General features: G+C 53.3%; 12 protein-coding genes. 6 read left to right on the top strand and 6 right to left on the bottom strand.

Annotation, left to right across the window (positions count from 1 at the left end; all coding sequences use genetic code 11):
* Positions 1-29: 29 nt before the first annotated feature.
* Entirely contained in the window at positions 30-1,070 is a 1,041-nt protein-coding gene (locus tag NQ012_RS00175; protein ID WP_085364806.1) for a rod shape-determining protein, read from the bottom strand.
* A 213-nt stretch (positions 1,071-1,283) separates the two neighbouring features.
* On the opposite strand from NQ012_RS00175, the gene gatC reads away from it, so the two are divergent.
* From gatC to gatB, 4 genes are all read left to right on the top strand, one after another.
* Positions 1,284-1,574, top strand: a complete 291-nt coding sequence (gatC, locus tag NQ012_RS00170; RefSeq protein ID WP_257065409.1) for an Asp-tRNA(Asn)/Glu-tRNA(Gln) amidotransferase subunit GatC — start codon at positions 1,284-1,286, stop codon at positions 1,572-1,574.
* Between the two features lie 84 nt (positions 1,575-1,658).
* A complete protein-coding gene (gatA, locus tag NQ012_RS00165; protein WP_257065407.1) occupies positions 1,659-3,107 on the top strand; it encodes an Asp-tRNA(Asn)/Glu-tRNA(Gln) amidotransferase subunit GatA in 1,449 nt (482 codons plus the stop codon).
* A gap of 22 nt (positions 3,108-3,129) precedes the next feature.
* Positions 3,130-3,906, top strand: coding sequence for a DpnI domain-containing protein (locus NQ012_RS00160; protein WP_257065406.1), 777 nt, complete (start codon positions 3,130-3,132; stop codon positions 3,904-3,906).
* Between the two features lie 61 nt (positions 3,907-3,967).
* Positions 3,968-5,398, top strand: coding sequence for an Asp-tRNA(Asn)/Glu-tRNA(Gln) amidotransferase subunit GatB (gene gatB / locus NQ012_RS00155; protein ID WP_257065405.1), 1,431 nt, complete (start codon positions 3,968-3,970; stop codon positions 5,396-5,398).
* A gap of 89 nt (positions 5,399-5,487) precedes the next feature.
* On the opposite strand, the gene NQ012_RS00150 is transcribed toward gatB, so the two are convergent.
* From NQ012_RS00150 to gmk, 3 genes are all read right to left on the bottom strand, one after another.
* Positions 5,488-7,641: a RelA/SpoT family protein gene (locus tag NQ012_RS00150; RefSeq protein ID WP_257065404.1), complete on the bottom strand. Its 2,154-nt coding sequence runs from the start codon at positions 7,639-7,641 to the stop codon at positions 5,488-5,490.
* A gap of 18 nt (positions 7,642-7,659) precedes the next feature.
* Positions 7,660-7,866: a DNA-directed RNA polymerase subunit omega gene (gene rpoZ / locus NQ012_RS00145; protein ID WP_085365679.1), complete on the bottom strand. Its 207-nt coding sequence runs from the start codon at positions 7,864-7,866 to the stop codon at positions 7,660-7,662.
* Between the two features lie 64 nt (positions 7,867-7,930).
* Positions 7,931-8,548 (bottom strand): guanylate kinase, encoded by a 618-nt coding sequence (gmk, locus tag NQ012_RS00140; protein WP_257065402.1) that lies wholly within the window; start codon positions 8,546-8,548, stop codon positions 7,931-7,933.
* A 122-nt stretch (positions 8,549-8,670) separates the two neighbouring features.
* On the opposite strand from gmk, the gene NQ012_RS00135 reads away from it, so the two are divergent.
* Positions 8,671-9,237, top strand: coding sequence for an adenine phosphoribosyltransferase (locus NQ012_RS00135; RefSeq protein ID WP_257065401.1), 567 nt, complete (start codon positions 8,671-8,673; stop codon positions 9,235-9,237).
* Between the two features lie 89 nt (positions 9,238-9,326).
* Here NQ012_RS00135 and NQ012_RS00130 read toward each other — a convergent pair whose 3' ends face one another.
* A complete protein-coding gene (locus NQ012_RS00130; RefSeq protein WP_257065400.1) occupies positions 9,327-10,424 on the bottom strand; it encodes a hypothetical protein in 1,098 nt (365 codons plus the stop codon).
* Between the two features lie 468 nt (positions 10,425-10,892).
* Between NQ012_RS00130 and NQ012_RS00125 the strand changes: the two genes are divergently transcribed.
* Positions 10,893-12,521, top strand: a complete 1,629-nt coding sequence (locus NQ012_RS00125; protein ID WP_257065398.1) for an ABC-F family ATPase — start codon at positions 10,893-10,895, stop codon at positions 12,519-12,521.
* Between the two features lie 165 nt (positions 12,522-12,686).
* On the opposite strand, the gene secF is transcribed toward NQ012_RS00125, so the two are convergent.
* On the bottom strand, positions 12,687-13,622 hold the full coding sequence (secF, locus tag NQ012_RS00120) for a protein translocase subunit SecF (protein WP_257065396.1): 936 nt from the start codon (positions 13,620-13,622) through the stop codon (positions 12,687-12,689).
* Positions 13,623-13,627: the final 5 nt, after the last annotated feature.

Genomic DNA, 13,627 nt, shown 5'->3' with positions numbered 1-13,627 from the left:
TGTCTGCGGTTTACAAAATCGGTATTGTATTAGGGATTGACCACAAAAATCGAATTCAGTTTGCCGATCATATCCAAAGCCTTGCCCGAACCGCGCGCCACACAGGTAAGCGGATCTTCGGCAATCATCACCGGCAGGCCGGTTTCTTCGGCCAGCAGACGGTCCAAACCCTTAAGCAGCGCACCGCCGCCGGTGAGCACCAGACCGCGCTCGGCTATATCGGCCCCCAGCTCGGGCGGCGTTTGTTCCAAAGCGTTTTTCACCGATTGCACGATTTGGTTGAGCGGCTCGGTTAAAGCTTCCAGCACTTCGTTTGAGCTGATGGTAAACGCGCGCGGGATGCCTTCGGCCAAGTTGCGGCCTTTCACTTCGATTTCGTTCACCTCCATGCCGGGGAAGGCGGAGCCGATTTTGGTTTTGATTTCTTCGGCGGTAGCCTCGCCGATCAACATACCGTAGTTGCGGCGCACATAATTGATGATGCTCTCGTCAAACGCATCGCCACCCACACGGATAGAGTGCGAATACACCACGCCGGAAAGCGAAATCACGCCCACTTCGGTGGTGCCGCCGCCGATATCCACCACCATGCAGCCGGTAGGCTCTTCAATCGGCAAACCCGCGCCGATGGCCGCCGCCATCGGCTCTTCAATCAGGTTCACGCTCGATGCGCCCGCCGCCAAAGCCGAATCGCGGATAGCCTTGCGCTCCACCTGAGTCGAACCGCAGGGCACGCAAATCACGATGCGCGGCGCGGCGGCGAAGCGGCTGTTGTTCACCTTTTTGATAAACTGTTTGAGCATTTTTTCGGTAACGTTGAAATCAGCAATCACCCCGTCTTTCATCGGGCGTATCGCTTGGATGCTGCCCGGTGTGCGCCCCAGCATTTTCTTGGCTTCGGTGCCCACGGCCAAAATCGCGCTTTTGCCGTGCGCGGCATCGTTCTGCATGGCCACCACCGAAGGCTCGTCCAGCACAATCCCCTTGTTGCGTATATAAATCAAAGTGTTGGCCGTACCCAAATCAATAGCCAAATCGTTGGAGAAATAGCGGGTGAGAAAGCGAAACATAGACATTTCCTGATGCAGATATAGTTGTTAACGATAAAAGAGAATGGCGGCACGGCTTTTTCAGACGGCCTTTTATTATTAAAATGCCTAGAAATCACCATGCCGAAAGATTGGGTTTCGGTTATAATCGCCCGCTAAACGGAGCAATAACCGGATAAACGCGTAATAATACCCCAGTTTCGGTATTTGCAGAATTAATTTTAAGGATTTTTTATGGTACTCACCCTGAGCGATGTAGAGAAAATCGCCCGTCTTTCCCGCCTGAGCCTTACCGAAGCGGAAAAAGCACAAAACCTGAAAGAATTGAATGACATATTTTCGTTAGTGGAAAAAATGCAAACGGTGGATACCGACGGCATAGAGCCGATGGCACACCCGCACGAAGTTGCCCTGCGCCTGCGCGAAGATACCGTAACCGAAACCGACCGTGCAGCCGAATACCAAGCCGTTGCCCCCGAAGTACGCAACCGTTTGTATATCGTTCCCCAAGTAATTGAAGAGTAATTGAGAAGTTTTCAGACAGGCATTTCCCCCAAACAAATGCCTGTCTGAAAACCGCAAATATTATCCGATTCACAAGATAGAACCATGACCGCCTACACCCTCAAACAAGCCAGCGAACTGCTGCAAGCAAAAAAAATCTCCGCCGTTGAGCTGGCGCAGGAATATCTGGCCGCCATCGATGCCAAAAACCCCGCCATCAACGGCTACATCACCTTAGACAAAGAAAAAACCTTGGCCGAAGCGAAAGCCGCCGATGCGCGCATTGCCGCCGGTAACGCCACTGCGCTGACCGGTGTGCCGGTTGCCTATAAAGACATTTTCTGCCAAACCGGCTGGCGTTCGGCCTGCTCGTCCAAAATGCTCGATAACTACGTATCGCCGTACACCGCCACCGTGGTGCAAAACCTGCTCGATGCCGGTATGGTTACGCTCGGCCGCACCAATATGGACGAATTCGCCATGGGCTCCACCAACGAAACCTCGTTTTACGGTGCCACCAAAAACCCGTGGAATTTGGAAAATGTGCCCGGTGGCTCATCCGGCGGTTCCGCCGCCGTGGTCGCCGCCCGCTTGGCACCGGCCGCACTCGGTTCCGACACCGGCGGCTCCATCCGCCAGCCCGCCTCGCACTGCGGCATCACCGGCATCAAACCCACCTACGGCATCGTTTCCCGTTTCGGCATGGTTGCCTATGCCTCCAGCTTCGACCAAGCCGGCCCGATGGCGCAAACCGCCGAAGACTGCGCGATTTTGTTAAACAGCATGGCAAGTTTTGATACGCGCGATTCCACCAGTTTGGAACGCGAAAAAGAAGACTACACCCGAGATTTAAACCAACCGCTCAAAGGCTTGAAAGTCGGTCTGCCGAAAGAATACTTCGGCGCGGGCAACAGCGCAGATGTTCAGACGGCCTTACAAAACACCATCGATTTGCTCAAGGCACAAGGCGCCGAAATGGTGGATGTGAGTCTGCCGCAAACCGAGTTATCCATTCCCGCCTATTATGTGCTTGCATCAGCCGAAGCCAGCACCAACCTGTCGCGCTACGACGGGGTGCGCTACGGCCACCGCGCCGCCCAATTCGGCGATTTGGAAGAAATGTACAGCAATACCCGCGCCGAAGGCTTCGGCAGCGAAGTGAAGCGCCGCATCATGATCGGCACTTATGTATTGAGCCACGGCTATTACGATGCTTATTACCTGAAAGCGCAAAAACTGCGCCGCCTTGTCGCCAATGATTTTCAGACGGCCTTGCAGCAATGCGACGTGATTCTTGCCCCCGCCGCGCCGACCACCGCGCCCAAACTCGGCAGCGACATCCACGACCCGGTGCAAATGTATTTGAGCGACATCTACACCATCGCCGTCAACCTCGCCGGCCTGCCCGCGCTGACCTTACCCGCCGGTTTCGGCTCAGACGGCCTGCCCGTGGGCGTGCAGTTAATCGGTAATTATTTTGCCGAAGCCAAGATTTTAGGCGTGGCGCATCAGATGCAGCTGAATAGTGATTGGCATAGCAAAATGCCGACGTGAAACACGGCTGGCCGTCTGAAAAATGAATTTGTTTTTCGATACCCACTTGGCCGAAGGCTATAAAAGTGCATCACAAATCATCAGAGTGTTAACGGAAAGCTGGATGGGTGCGCAAGTTTATTGCCCGAATTGCGGTTGCAAGCCGATTCAGAAGGCAGCCAATAACCGTCCGGTGCAGGATTTTTTGTGTGCTATATGCAATGAACAGTTTGAATTAAAAAGCAAAAAAGCAAAAACTGCTGGCAAAAAGATTAATGACGGCGCTTATCAAACTATGATTGAACGCATTCAGGCCGATGACAACCCGAATTTCTTTTTTTTGTCGTATAGGAAAGAGGATTATTCTGTACAGCAACTGATGCTGGTACCGAAACATTTTATGACGGTTGAGATGATTATCCGTCGCAAGCCGTTACCGCCAACAGCAAAGCGGGCGGGCTGGGTCGGTTGCACGATAGACTTAAGTAAAGTGCCCGAGAGCGGCAAAATTCTCTTGATTCAGCAACAGCAGGTTGTTGCCCCTGAAACAGTACGCGCCCAATGGCAAGCAAACTTGTTTTTACGGCAGCAACAAAGCAACGGAAAAGGTTGGTTACTGGCTATTATGAAATGCTTGGAGCAATTGCCTGAAACATTTGATTTGAAGCAGATTTATGCGTTTGAAGCAAAATTGGCTCTACAGTTTCCTAAAAACAAACATGTTAAAGATAAAATCCGCCAGCAGTTACAAATTTTGCGTGATCAGGGCGTGATTGAGTTTTCAGCCCGCGGGCAGTATCGGAAATCTAAATCGTCTTAAAGATAAGATATATTAAATATATTTTAATATTCAATTGGTTAAATTTTAGAGAAAGACCCCTATGACTTGGGAAACCGTAATCGGACTGGAAATCCACGTCCAACTGAACACGCAATCGAAAATTTTCAGCGGCGCATCAACTGCATTCGGCGCCGAGCCGAATGCACACGCCAGCGTGGTGGAGTGTGCGCTGCCGGGCGTGCTGCCGGTAATGAACCGCGAAGTGGTGGAAAAAGCCATCAAACTGGGGTTGGCCTTGGATGCCAAAATCAATCAGAAAAACGTGTTCGACCGCAAAAACTATTTTTATCCCGATTTGCCTAAAGGCTATCAAATCAGCCAGTTGGATCTGCCGATTGTGGAGCACGGCAAGCTGGAAATCGTGGTGGGCGATGAAGTCAAAACCATCAACGTTACCCGCGCGCATATGGAAGAAGATGCCGGCAAATCAGTACACGAAGGCTTGAACGGTGCCACCGGTATCGACTTGAACCGCGCCGGCACGCCGCTATTGGAAGTGGTGTCAGAGCCGGAAATGCGTTCCGCCGCCGAAGCAGTGGCATATGCCAAAGCCTTGCACGGTTTGGTTACTTGGCTGGACATTTGCGACGGCAATATGGCCGAAGGCTCGTTCCGCATCGATGCCAACGTATCGGTGCGCCCCAAAGGCCAGTCTGAATTCGGTACGCGCCGCGAGATTAAAAACCTCAATTCGTTCCGCTTTTTGGAGCAGGCGATTAATTACGAGGTGGAAAGCCAGATCGAAATCATCGAAGACGGCGGCAAAGTGCAGCAGGCCACCATGCTGTTCGATCCCGACAAAGGCGAAACCCGCGTGATGCGCCTGAAAGAAGACGCGCACGATTACCGCTATTTCCCCGATCCCGACCTGTTGCCGGTGATGATTTCAGACGGACAGATGCAGGCGGCCAAGGCAGCGATGCCCGAATTGCCGAAAGAAATGGCTGCCCGTTTCGTGGCCGATTACGGCGTGAGCGACTACGACGCCCGCTTGCTGACCGCCACCCGCGCCCAAGCCGCTTTTTTCGAGCAGGCTGCGCAACAAAGCGGGCAGGGCAAGTTAACCGCCAACTGGATGAACGGCGAGCTGGCGGCCACCTTGAACAAAGAAGGTTTAAGCCTGTCTGAAAGCCCGATTCAAGCCGACCGCTTGGCCGGTTTGGTGGCGAAAATCGCCGACGGCACCTTGAGCAGCAAATTGGCCAAACAGGTATTCGAAGCGATGTGGGGCAGCGATTTGAACGCCGAAGCCATTATCGAACGCGATGGCCTGAAACAGATGACCGATACCGGCGCCATCGAGAAAATCATCGACGAAGTATTGGCCAACAACGCCAAGTCGGTGGAGGAATACAAAGCGGGCAAAGAAAAAGCGTTTAACTCGCTGGTCGGCCAGGTGATGAAGGCCAGCAAAGGCAAAGCCAACCCGCAGCAGGTGCAGGAATTGATGAAGGCGAAATTGGCCGGTTAGCAGTTAGACCGAGATATTTACAAAAATATCTTAAGGCCGTCTGAAATGGGTTTCAGACGGCCTTAATAATATATTGCGGTATGGTACCGTTAAACCCGCACGATGCGCTGCACCTGCGGGATGACGTGCAGGGCGCGGATAATGTCGTTGAGCTGCTCGGTGTTTTTTACTTTCAGGAAGAATTTGAACTCGATAAATCCTTCCGTGCCGGGTTGTTTCTGCGGTGTTTCCACCGATTCGATATCGGCACCCGATGATGAAATCGCCTGAGCCATCGAAGCCAGCAGGCCGCGGGTGTCGCGGGAGCCGACCACCAAAGTGGCGCGGAAACTTTGGTCGGTGATGCTTTCCCAATCGGCATCGAGCTGTTGGTCCGGGTCGGCTTTCAGCATATTTGGGCAGGTGTCGCGGTGGATAACCAGCCCTTGGTCTTTGATCAGCAGGGCGCGGATGGCATCGCCGGGCAGGGGTTGGCAGCATTGTGCCAAATGCACACGGCCGGTTTCGCCGCCGTTGATTTTAATCGGGCTTAAGCGCACTTCGCCGCCGAAATGCTCGCCGGCAAGCTCGGCAATGTGCATGGCTACGGTAACGGGCAGGGTATGGCCCATGCCGACGTTATAGAGCACGTCTTCAAACGTGGTTTGCTTGTTGTTGAGGTCTTCCAGATATTTTTCTTTAAGGCCGTCTGAAAGCAGGATATTTTGCGGCAGCAGGCTGGAAAGGGCTTTTTGCAGCAGGTTTTCGCCCAAAGTTACCGCATCTTTGCGGTTCATATTTTTGATGTAGTTGCGGATGGCGCTGCGGGCGCGGCTGGAAACGGCGAAATTGAGCCAGGCCGGGTTGGGTTTGGCTTGCTCGGAAGTGATGATTTCCACCGAATCGCCGGTTTTCAGTTTGGTGCGCAGCGGCATCATGGTATTGTTGATGCGGGCTGCCACGGTTCGGTGGCCGATGTCGGTATGTACGGCATAGGCAAAGTCGATAGGGGTGGCGCCTTTGGGTAGTGCCAGAATTTTTCCTTTCGGTGTAAGGATATACACTTCATTGGGGAATAGATCGACTTTAACGGCTTCAAAAAACTCCATGGCGTTGGCACTGCCGGCCTGTAGGTCGAGAATGTTTTTCAGCCAGCGGTTGGTGTGCAGTGTGGCCTGATCGACGGTGCTTTCGCCGGATTTGTAGATCCAGTGCCCGGCCACGCCGCCTTCGGCCACGGCGTCCATTTCCCAAGTGCGTATCTGCACTTCGATGGGCAGGCCGTAGGGGCCGACCAGCGTGGTGTGCAGGCTTTGGTAGCCGTTGCTTTTGGGGATGGCGATATAGTCTTTGAAGCGGCCGGGCTTGGGTTGATACAGGCTGTGCAGGGCACCGAGTGCGGCATAACAGGCGGGAATGCTGTTCACAATCACGCGAAAGCCGTAAATATCCATCACATCGGCGAAACGCAGGTTTTTGGCCTGCATTTTTTGGTGGATGCTGTAAAGGTTTTTTTCGCGGCCTTTGATTTTGGCTTCGATATTGGCGTCAACCAAGCGCACGCTGAAAGCACGCAATACTTTGCCGACCACGTCGCGGCGGTTGCGGCGGCTGGCCTTCATGGCTTTTTGCAGGGTTTCGTAGCGGCGCGGGTGCAGGTTTTGGAAAGATAAATCCTGCAATTCCTGATAGGCGTTGTTCAGGCCGATGCGGTTGGCGATTTGGGCATAGATTTCCAGCGTTTCCTGCGCGATGCGGCGGCGCTTTTCGGGGCGCATCGAGCCGAGCGTGCGCATATTGTGCAGGCGGTCGGCAAGCTTTACCACAATTACGCGCACGTCTTTGGTCATGGCCAGAATCAGTTTGCGGAAGCTTTCGGCCTGATGTTCGGCCTGGCTGTTGTATTCGAGTTTTTCAAGTTTGGAGAGACCGTCGACCATTTCGGCGATGGTTTCGCCGAATTCGGCGGCCATTTCGAGCTTGGTAACGCCGGTGTCTTCAAGTACGTCGTGCATCACGCCGGCACACAGGCCCTGTATGTCCATATGCCACACGGCCAGTTGCGTGGCCACCGCCAGCGGGTGGGTAATGTAGGGTTCGCCGCTTTTGCGGGTTTGGCCGTCGTGGGCGTGAAAAGCGAAGGCGCAGGCTTTTTCAAGCTGTTCCTGCTCTTTGCCGTTCAAATAGGAAGCCGTGCGGAACAGCAGGTTGCGGGCTTCGGCCGTTAACGGGTCGTATGGGGCGGTGGGTTGCGGCGCACGCATTCAGACGGCCTTGTGCGGTTATTTGCTGCGCTTGAGCAGCTCTACGCCGATTTCGCCGGCGGCGATTTCGCGCAGGGCGGTAACGGTGGGTTTGTTGTTGCGAACATCGTCAACCAGCGGTGCGGTGCCGTTTTCGAGCTGGCGGGCGCGGCGGGCGGCGGTGAGGGTGAGGTCGAAGTGATTGGGGATTTTGGTAACGCAGTCTTCTACGGTGATTCGTGCCATTTTGTCGGATGCTTTCTCGTTATGAACGGTTAAAAAGAAAATAAGGGCATATTGTCGCTGTTTTTTAAGAATTTTCCAACAGGTTTTCAACAAACAGCCGTTGTGAGGATTGTTTGAGGCGGTGCGATTTGATGATGGAAAGCAAATCGGCCTCGGCCTCGGCCAGATCGTTGTTTACGACAACATAATCGAATAAAAACGCCTGCTCGATTTCGCGGCGGGCTTTGCTCAAACGTTTGGCCACTACTTCGGGGCTGTCGGTGCCGCGGCCGGTTAACCGTTCGGCCAAAACTTTAAACGAAGGCGGCAGAATGAAGATGCTGCACACATCGGGCCATACGCGGCGCACTTGTTCGGCGCCTTGGATGTCGATTTCCAAAATCACGTCGTAGCCCTGTTCGCGCAACAGGTTCACGCCTTCCACGCTGGTGCCGTAATAATTGTCGAACACTTTGGCGTGTTCGAGAAAAGCGCTTTCGCCGATTAACTTTTCAAATTCTGCGGTACCGACAAAATAATAATGGCGGCCGTGTTCTTCGCCTGTCCGGGGTGCGCGGGTGGTGTGGGAGACCGATACGCGGATATCGTCGTGGTGTTGGGTAAGGCGGGAAACCAGCGTGGTTTTGCCGGTGCCGGAGGCGGCGGAGATAATGAAAATATTGCCTTTGGATGATGCTTGCATGGTAACGGGCCGGGAGGGAAATTGCCGCTTATTATGCCACAGCGGCAGACGGGGCGACAACGGGCGCCAAGCTTTGCTACAATTATCAGTTTGTTGGTTAACGAATTGAGGACAAGGTCGATATGTTGATTCATCCCGATGTGATGGGCGTGGGCAAGCTGTATGAAAAAATCCGCAAAGTGCCCGACTGGCCGAAAAAAGGCATTTTGTTTCATGATATTACGCCCGTATTGCAAAGCCCCGAATATTTCCGCCTGTTGGTGGACCTGTTGGTTTACCGCTATATGGGGCAGAAAATCGACGTGGTGGCCGGTTTGGATGCGCGCGGATTCATCATCGGAGCGGCTTTGGCCTACCAGTTGAATGTGGGTTTTGTGCCTATCCGCAAAAAAGGCAAGCTGCCGTTTGAAACGCTGTCGCAAAGCTATGCGCTGGAATACGGCGAAGCAACGGTGGAAATCCATACCGATGCCGTTCAGAAGGGCGCACGCGTGTTGTTGGTGGACGATTTGGTGGCCACGGGCGGCACCATGCAGGCGGGCATTGAATTAATCCGCAAACTCGGCGGCGAAATCATCGAGGCGGCGGCGATTTTGGAATTTACCGACCTGCCCGGCGGGGCCAATATCCGCAACCACGGTGTGCCGCTGTTTACGCTTTATCAAAACGAAGGCTCTATGCCCGCTTGATAACTTTGTTTCGGCACAACGTTTTTTAAATGAAGTAAGGCCGTCTGAACGTTTTCAGACGGCCTTTGTTTGCGAAGCGTTATGCGGGCTTAGAATTTGTATTCGATTTGGCCGCGCACCACGTTTACGTCTTGCTTGTTGCTGCCGACGGTGGCGTTAACCTGTTTGCCGTGCAGGTAGAAAGCATTGAGTTTGAAGTTTTTATAGGGAACGTAGTTGAAGCCGATTTGTGCGCCTTGTACGTTTTTGCTGTAGTCCTCAACCGAAGAAATGCCCGACATCGCACCGACGCGGCGCAGGTTGAAGAACACGTCGTAAGAGTTGCGGACTTCCCATTCGGCTTTTTTGAATCTCACGCCGGTAAAGATGCCGTCGGGCGATACTTTTTTGCCTGCGCTGTCTTTCACACCGGTGAGGTTGGAACGGCTGTAGGCGGCCATTGCGCTCCAGTCGTCATTGATTTTCACGTCGGCGCCGATTTCGCCGAAGAGGGCGTTTTTACGGCTGTTATCAGGCTGTTTCACGTCGTTCAGGTAAACCGCAGTAGCGCCCACATTCACTTTATCGGTTACGGGAATCACGGTTTGTGCAGACACCATCATTTCGCGGCGCACTTCCACGCCCCACGGGTTATCGTTCAAGTGTTTGGTTACGCGGGCAACGGCCACTTTGGTGGGGTATTTGTAGTCGAAAAACAATTCTGCGCCGGTTACTTCGTTGTCGAGAATGCGGCCGTATGAAGAGAATGCGCCGAATTTACCCACGCGGGCTTTGACTTTGTCGTAAACCGTGCCTTCGGCGTAAAGCTTGTTCATGGGCACATCGTGGTCGCCGTTGAACTTGCCGGTTTCCAAATCGATTTGCGGCTCGATTTGGGTAACGATTTTCCAGTCTTTATAAACGCGGGCGGAAAACCATAAATCGGCGTTCAGATGGCTGGCGGTGTTGTTTTTGGCGTTGTCTTCGGTTGCGTAGTTGGCCGCGGTGTCGCCGGAGTCGGCGCGGACGCGGATGGTGCCGTGGGCGCCGAAACGGTCGGGGATAACGTTGTAATCGCTTGAGGCGCGTTTTGCACCGGCGTTCACATAATCATCGGTAGTGGCCAATGCGGCCGCTGTGTTTGCTGCCAAAACAGGGGCGGCGAAGAGGGAAGCACATACGAAAGGCAGGATTTTTTTGGGTTTCATATCATTCATTCTCCAAAAGTTGGGTAAACGGCTGCATCAGAATTATTAACAGGTGAAACACTTCCCCCGAAGTATTCCGAGCCTTGTTTGCCAAGGCTTTTTACAGTGTGCAGTTGCTGTTTTTTGTTAAATGACATCGGTGTCATTTTTATAATTTAAAAAACGGTTGCGTTTTCAAACCGTTTTTTAAACTTTTTTTATGGCGGCTATCGTATTGAAAACAAGTGTTGTCCGTCAAGCGGTTTAACGGTTGGCAAAGCGGGATAGGGCGGCTTTATTGACTTGAATCAATGTAAAAAAATTTCAATGCCGGCCGCATGGTTGGCGCTGGATACATCTGGCCGTCTGAAAAAATATTCCGATTGCCTTGCAGCCTTTTTCAGACGGCCCTGAAACAGAATCCGCCCGAGTGCAAATATGCTATAATTTCATACTTTATATCTTTATATTCGCGAAGGTTTACATTAAATGATTTCTACCAACGGCATTACCATGCAGTTCGGCGCCAAGCCGCTGTTTGAAAACGTGTCTGTGAAGTTCGGCGAAAGCAACCGCTACGGCCTGATCGGTGCCAACGGTTCGGGCAAATCTACTTTTATGAAAATCCTCGGCGGCGACTTGGAGCCGACCAGCGGCGAAGTGGCCATCGAAAACGGCGTGCGTTTGGGCAAGCTGCGCCAAGACCAATTCGCCTACGAAGATATGCGTGTGCTCGACGTGGTGATGATGGGCCACACCGAAATGTGGGCGGCGATGACCGAACGCGATGCGATTTACGCCAACCTCGAGGCCACCGAAGACGACTACATGAAAGCTGCCGAGCTGGAAGCCAAGTTCGCCGAATACGACGGCTATACCGCCGAAGCGCGTGCCGCCGAGCTGTTAAGCGGCGTGGGTATTGAAGAAGCATTGCACAACGCCCAAATGAGCGAAGTCGCCCCGGGCTTCAAACTGCGCGTGTTGCTGGCGCAGGCGCTGTTTTCCAAACCCGACGTTTTGCTGTTGGACGAGCCGACCAACAACCTCGACATCAACACCATCCGCTGGCTCGAAGGCGTGCTCAACCAATACGATTCGACCATGATCATCATCTCGCACGACCGCCACTTTTTGAACGAAGTGTGCACCCATATGGCCGACGTTGACTACAACAGCATCACCATCTACCCGGGCAATTACGACGACTACATGCTGGCTTCGGCCCAATCGCGCGAGCGCGCTATGCGCGACAACGCCAAAGCCAAAGAGAAACTGCAAGAGCTGCAAGAATTCGTGGCGCGTTTCTCGGCCAACAAATCCAAAGCCCGCCAAGCCACCAGCCGTCTGAAACAGGCCGACAAAATCAAATCCGAAATGGTGGAGGTGAAACCCTCAACCCGCCAAAACCCGTATATCCGCTTTGAAACCGACGAAAAATCCAAGCTGCACCGCCAGGCCGTGGAAGTGGACGGTTTGGCCAAGCGCTTTGAAAACCCGTTGTTCAAAAACCTCAATTTTATTCTCGAAGCAGGCGAGCGCCTGGCGGTTATCGGCCCCAACGGCGCGGGTAAATCCACCTTGCTGAAACTGTTGGCCGGTGCGTTCGACAGCCAATATTCGGACGGCCTCACCGCCGATGCAGGCAGCATCAAATGGGCGGAGAAAGCCAATGTGGGCTATTACCCGCAAGACCACGAAAACGATTTCGATGTGAACATGAACCTGACCGAATGGATGCGCCAATGGGGGCAGGAAGGCGACGACGAACAGGTTATCCGCGGCACACTCGGCCGTTTGCTGTTCGGCAGCAACGATGTGGTGAAACAGGTGCAGGTGCTCTCGGGCGGCGAAAAAGGCCGTATGCTCTACGGCAAGCTGATTCTGCTGAAACCCAACGTGCTGATTATGGACGAGCCGACCAACCATATGGACATGGAAAGCATCGAATCGCTGAACATGGCGCTGGAAAAATACAAAGGCACGCTGATTTTCGTGTCGCACGACCGCCAGTTCGTGTCTTCACTGGCCACCCAGATTATCGAGCTGGATGGCAAAGGCGGCTACGAACACTATCTGGGCGACTACGAAAGTTATTTGGAGAAAAAAGGCCTGGTGTAATGCCGGTGCCGAATATCCGCGCGAGCCTTTCAAACACTTGCGCCATACCCGGGTCAAGCCCGGCTATGGCGTGAATACTTTTCAAGCCGATACGGATTGCACAAAGGATAAAAGGCCGTCTGAAATATTTTCAGACGGCCTTTATGTTTTATACCGGCAAAACCGTTAAACCACGGCTTCTTCTTTCTGCTTCTGCGGTTTGGCCAGATTTTCGCGGCTCAAGCCGAACATCAGCAGCAGCGGGCTGGCCACCAGCACCGAAGAGTAGATGCCGAACACGATGCCGATGGTTAAGGCCATGGCAAAGCCGTGCAGCGCGGCGCCGCCGAAAATCAGCATCGAAAGCACCATCGCCTCGGTAGAGCCGTGGGTGATGATGGTACGGCTCATGGTGGCGGTGATGGCATTGTCGATAATTTGCGGCACGGTTTTATTGCGCATCTGCGGTTTGCGGAAGTTTTCGCGGATACGGTCGAATACTACCACCGATTCGTTCACCGAATAGCCCAACACAGCAAGGATACCTGCCAGCACGGTTAGCGAGAATTCCCATTGGAAGAAGGCGAAGCAGCCGAGAATAATGATCACGTCGTGCATATTGGCGATAATCGCCGAAACGGCAAAACGCCACTCGAAGCGCACGGAAAGATAAATGATGATGCCGACAACCACCATGCCCAACGCCAGCAGGCCGTTGGTTACCAATTCGTCGCCTACCTGCGGGCCGATAAATTCGACTTGGCGCAAGGTAACGTCGGGGCTGTCTTGTTTGAGCAGGTTCATCACGTTGTTAGACAACTGGGCCGAAGGCACGCCTTCTTTGTTGGGCAGGCGGATCATAATATGCCGGTTGGTGCCCAAGGCTTGCACCTGAACGTCGCCCAGCTTGAGCGTGTCGAGCCGTTCGCGCATTTTGTTAACGTCGGCACCTTGCTGGTATTGCACCTCCATTACCGTGCCGCCGGTAAACTCGACCGAAAAGTTCAAACCTTTTGTAACCAGAAAGAATACGGCTGCGATAAAGGTTACCAGTGAAATAAACGTTGTGAGCTTACCGTAGCTCATAAACGGGATGTCGCGTTTGATTTTGAATAATTCCATATTGC

The sequence above is a fragment of the Neisseria dentiae genome (assembly GCF_024580525.1).
Classification (GTDB): domain Bacteria; phylum Pseudomonadota; class Gammaproteobacteria; order Burkholderiales; family Neisseriaceae; genus Neisseria; species Neisseria dentiae_A.
The sequence above is the reverse complement of the archived record's forward strand: the minus strand, read 5'-3'. Positions and strand labels throughout refer to the sequence as shown.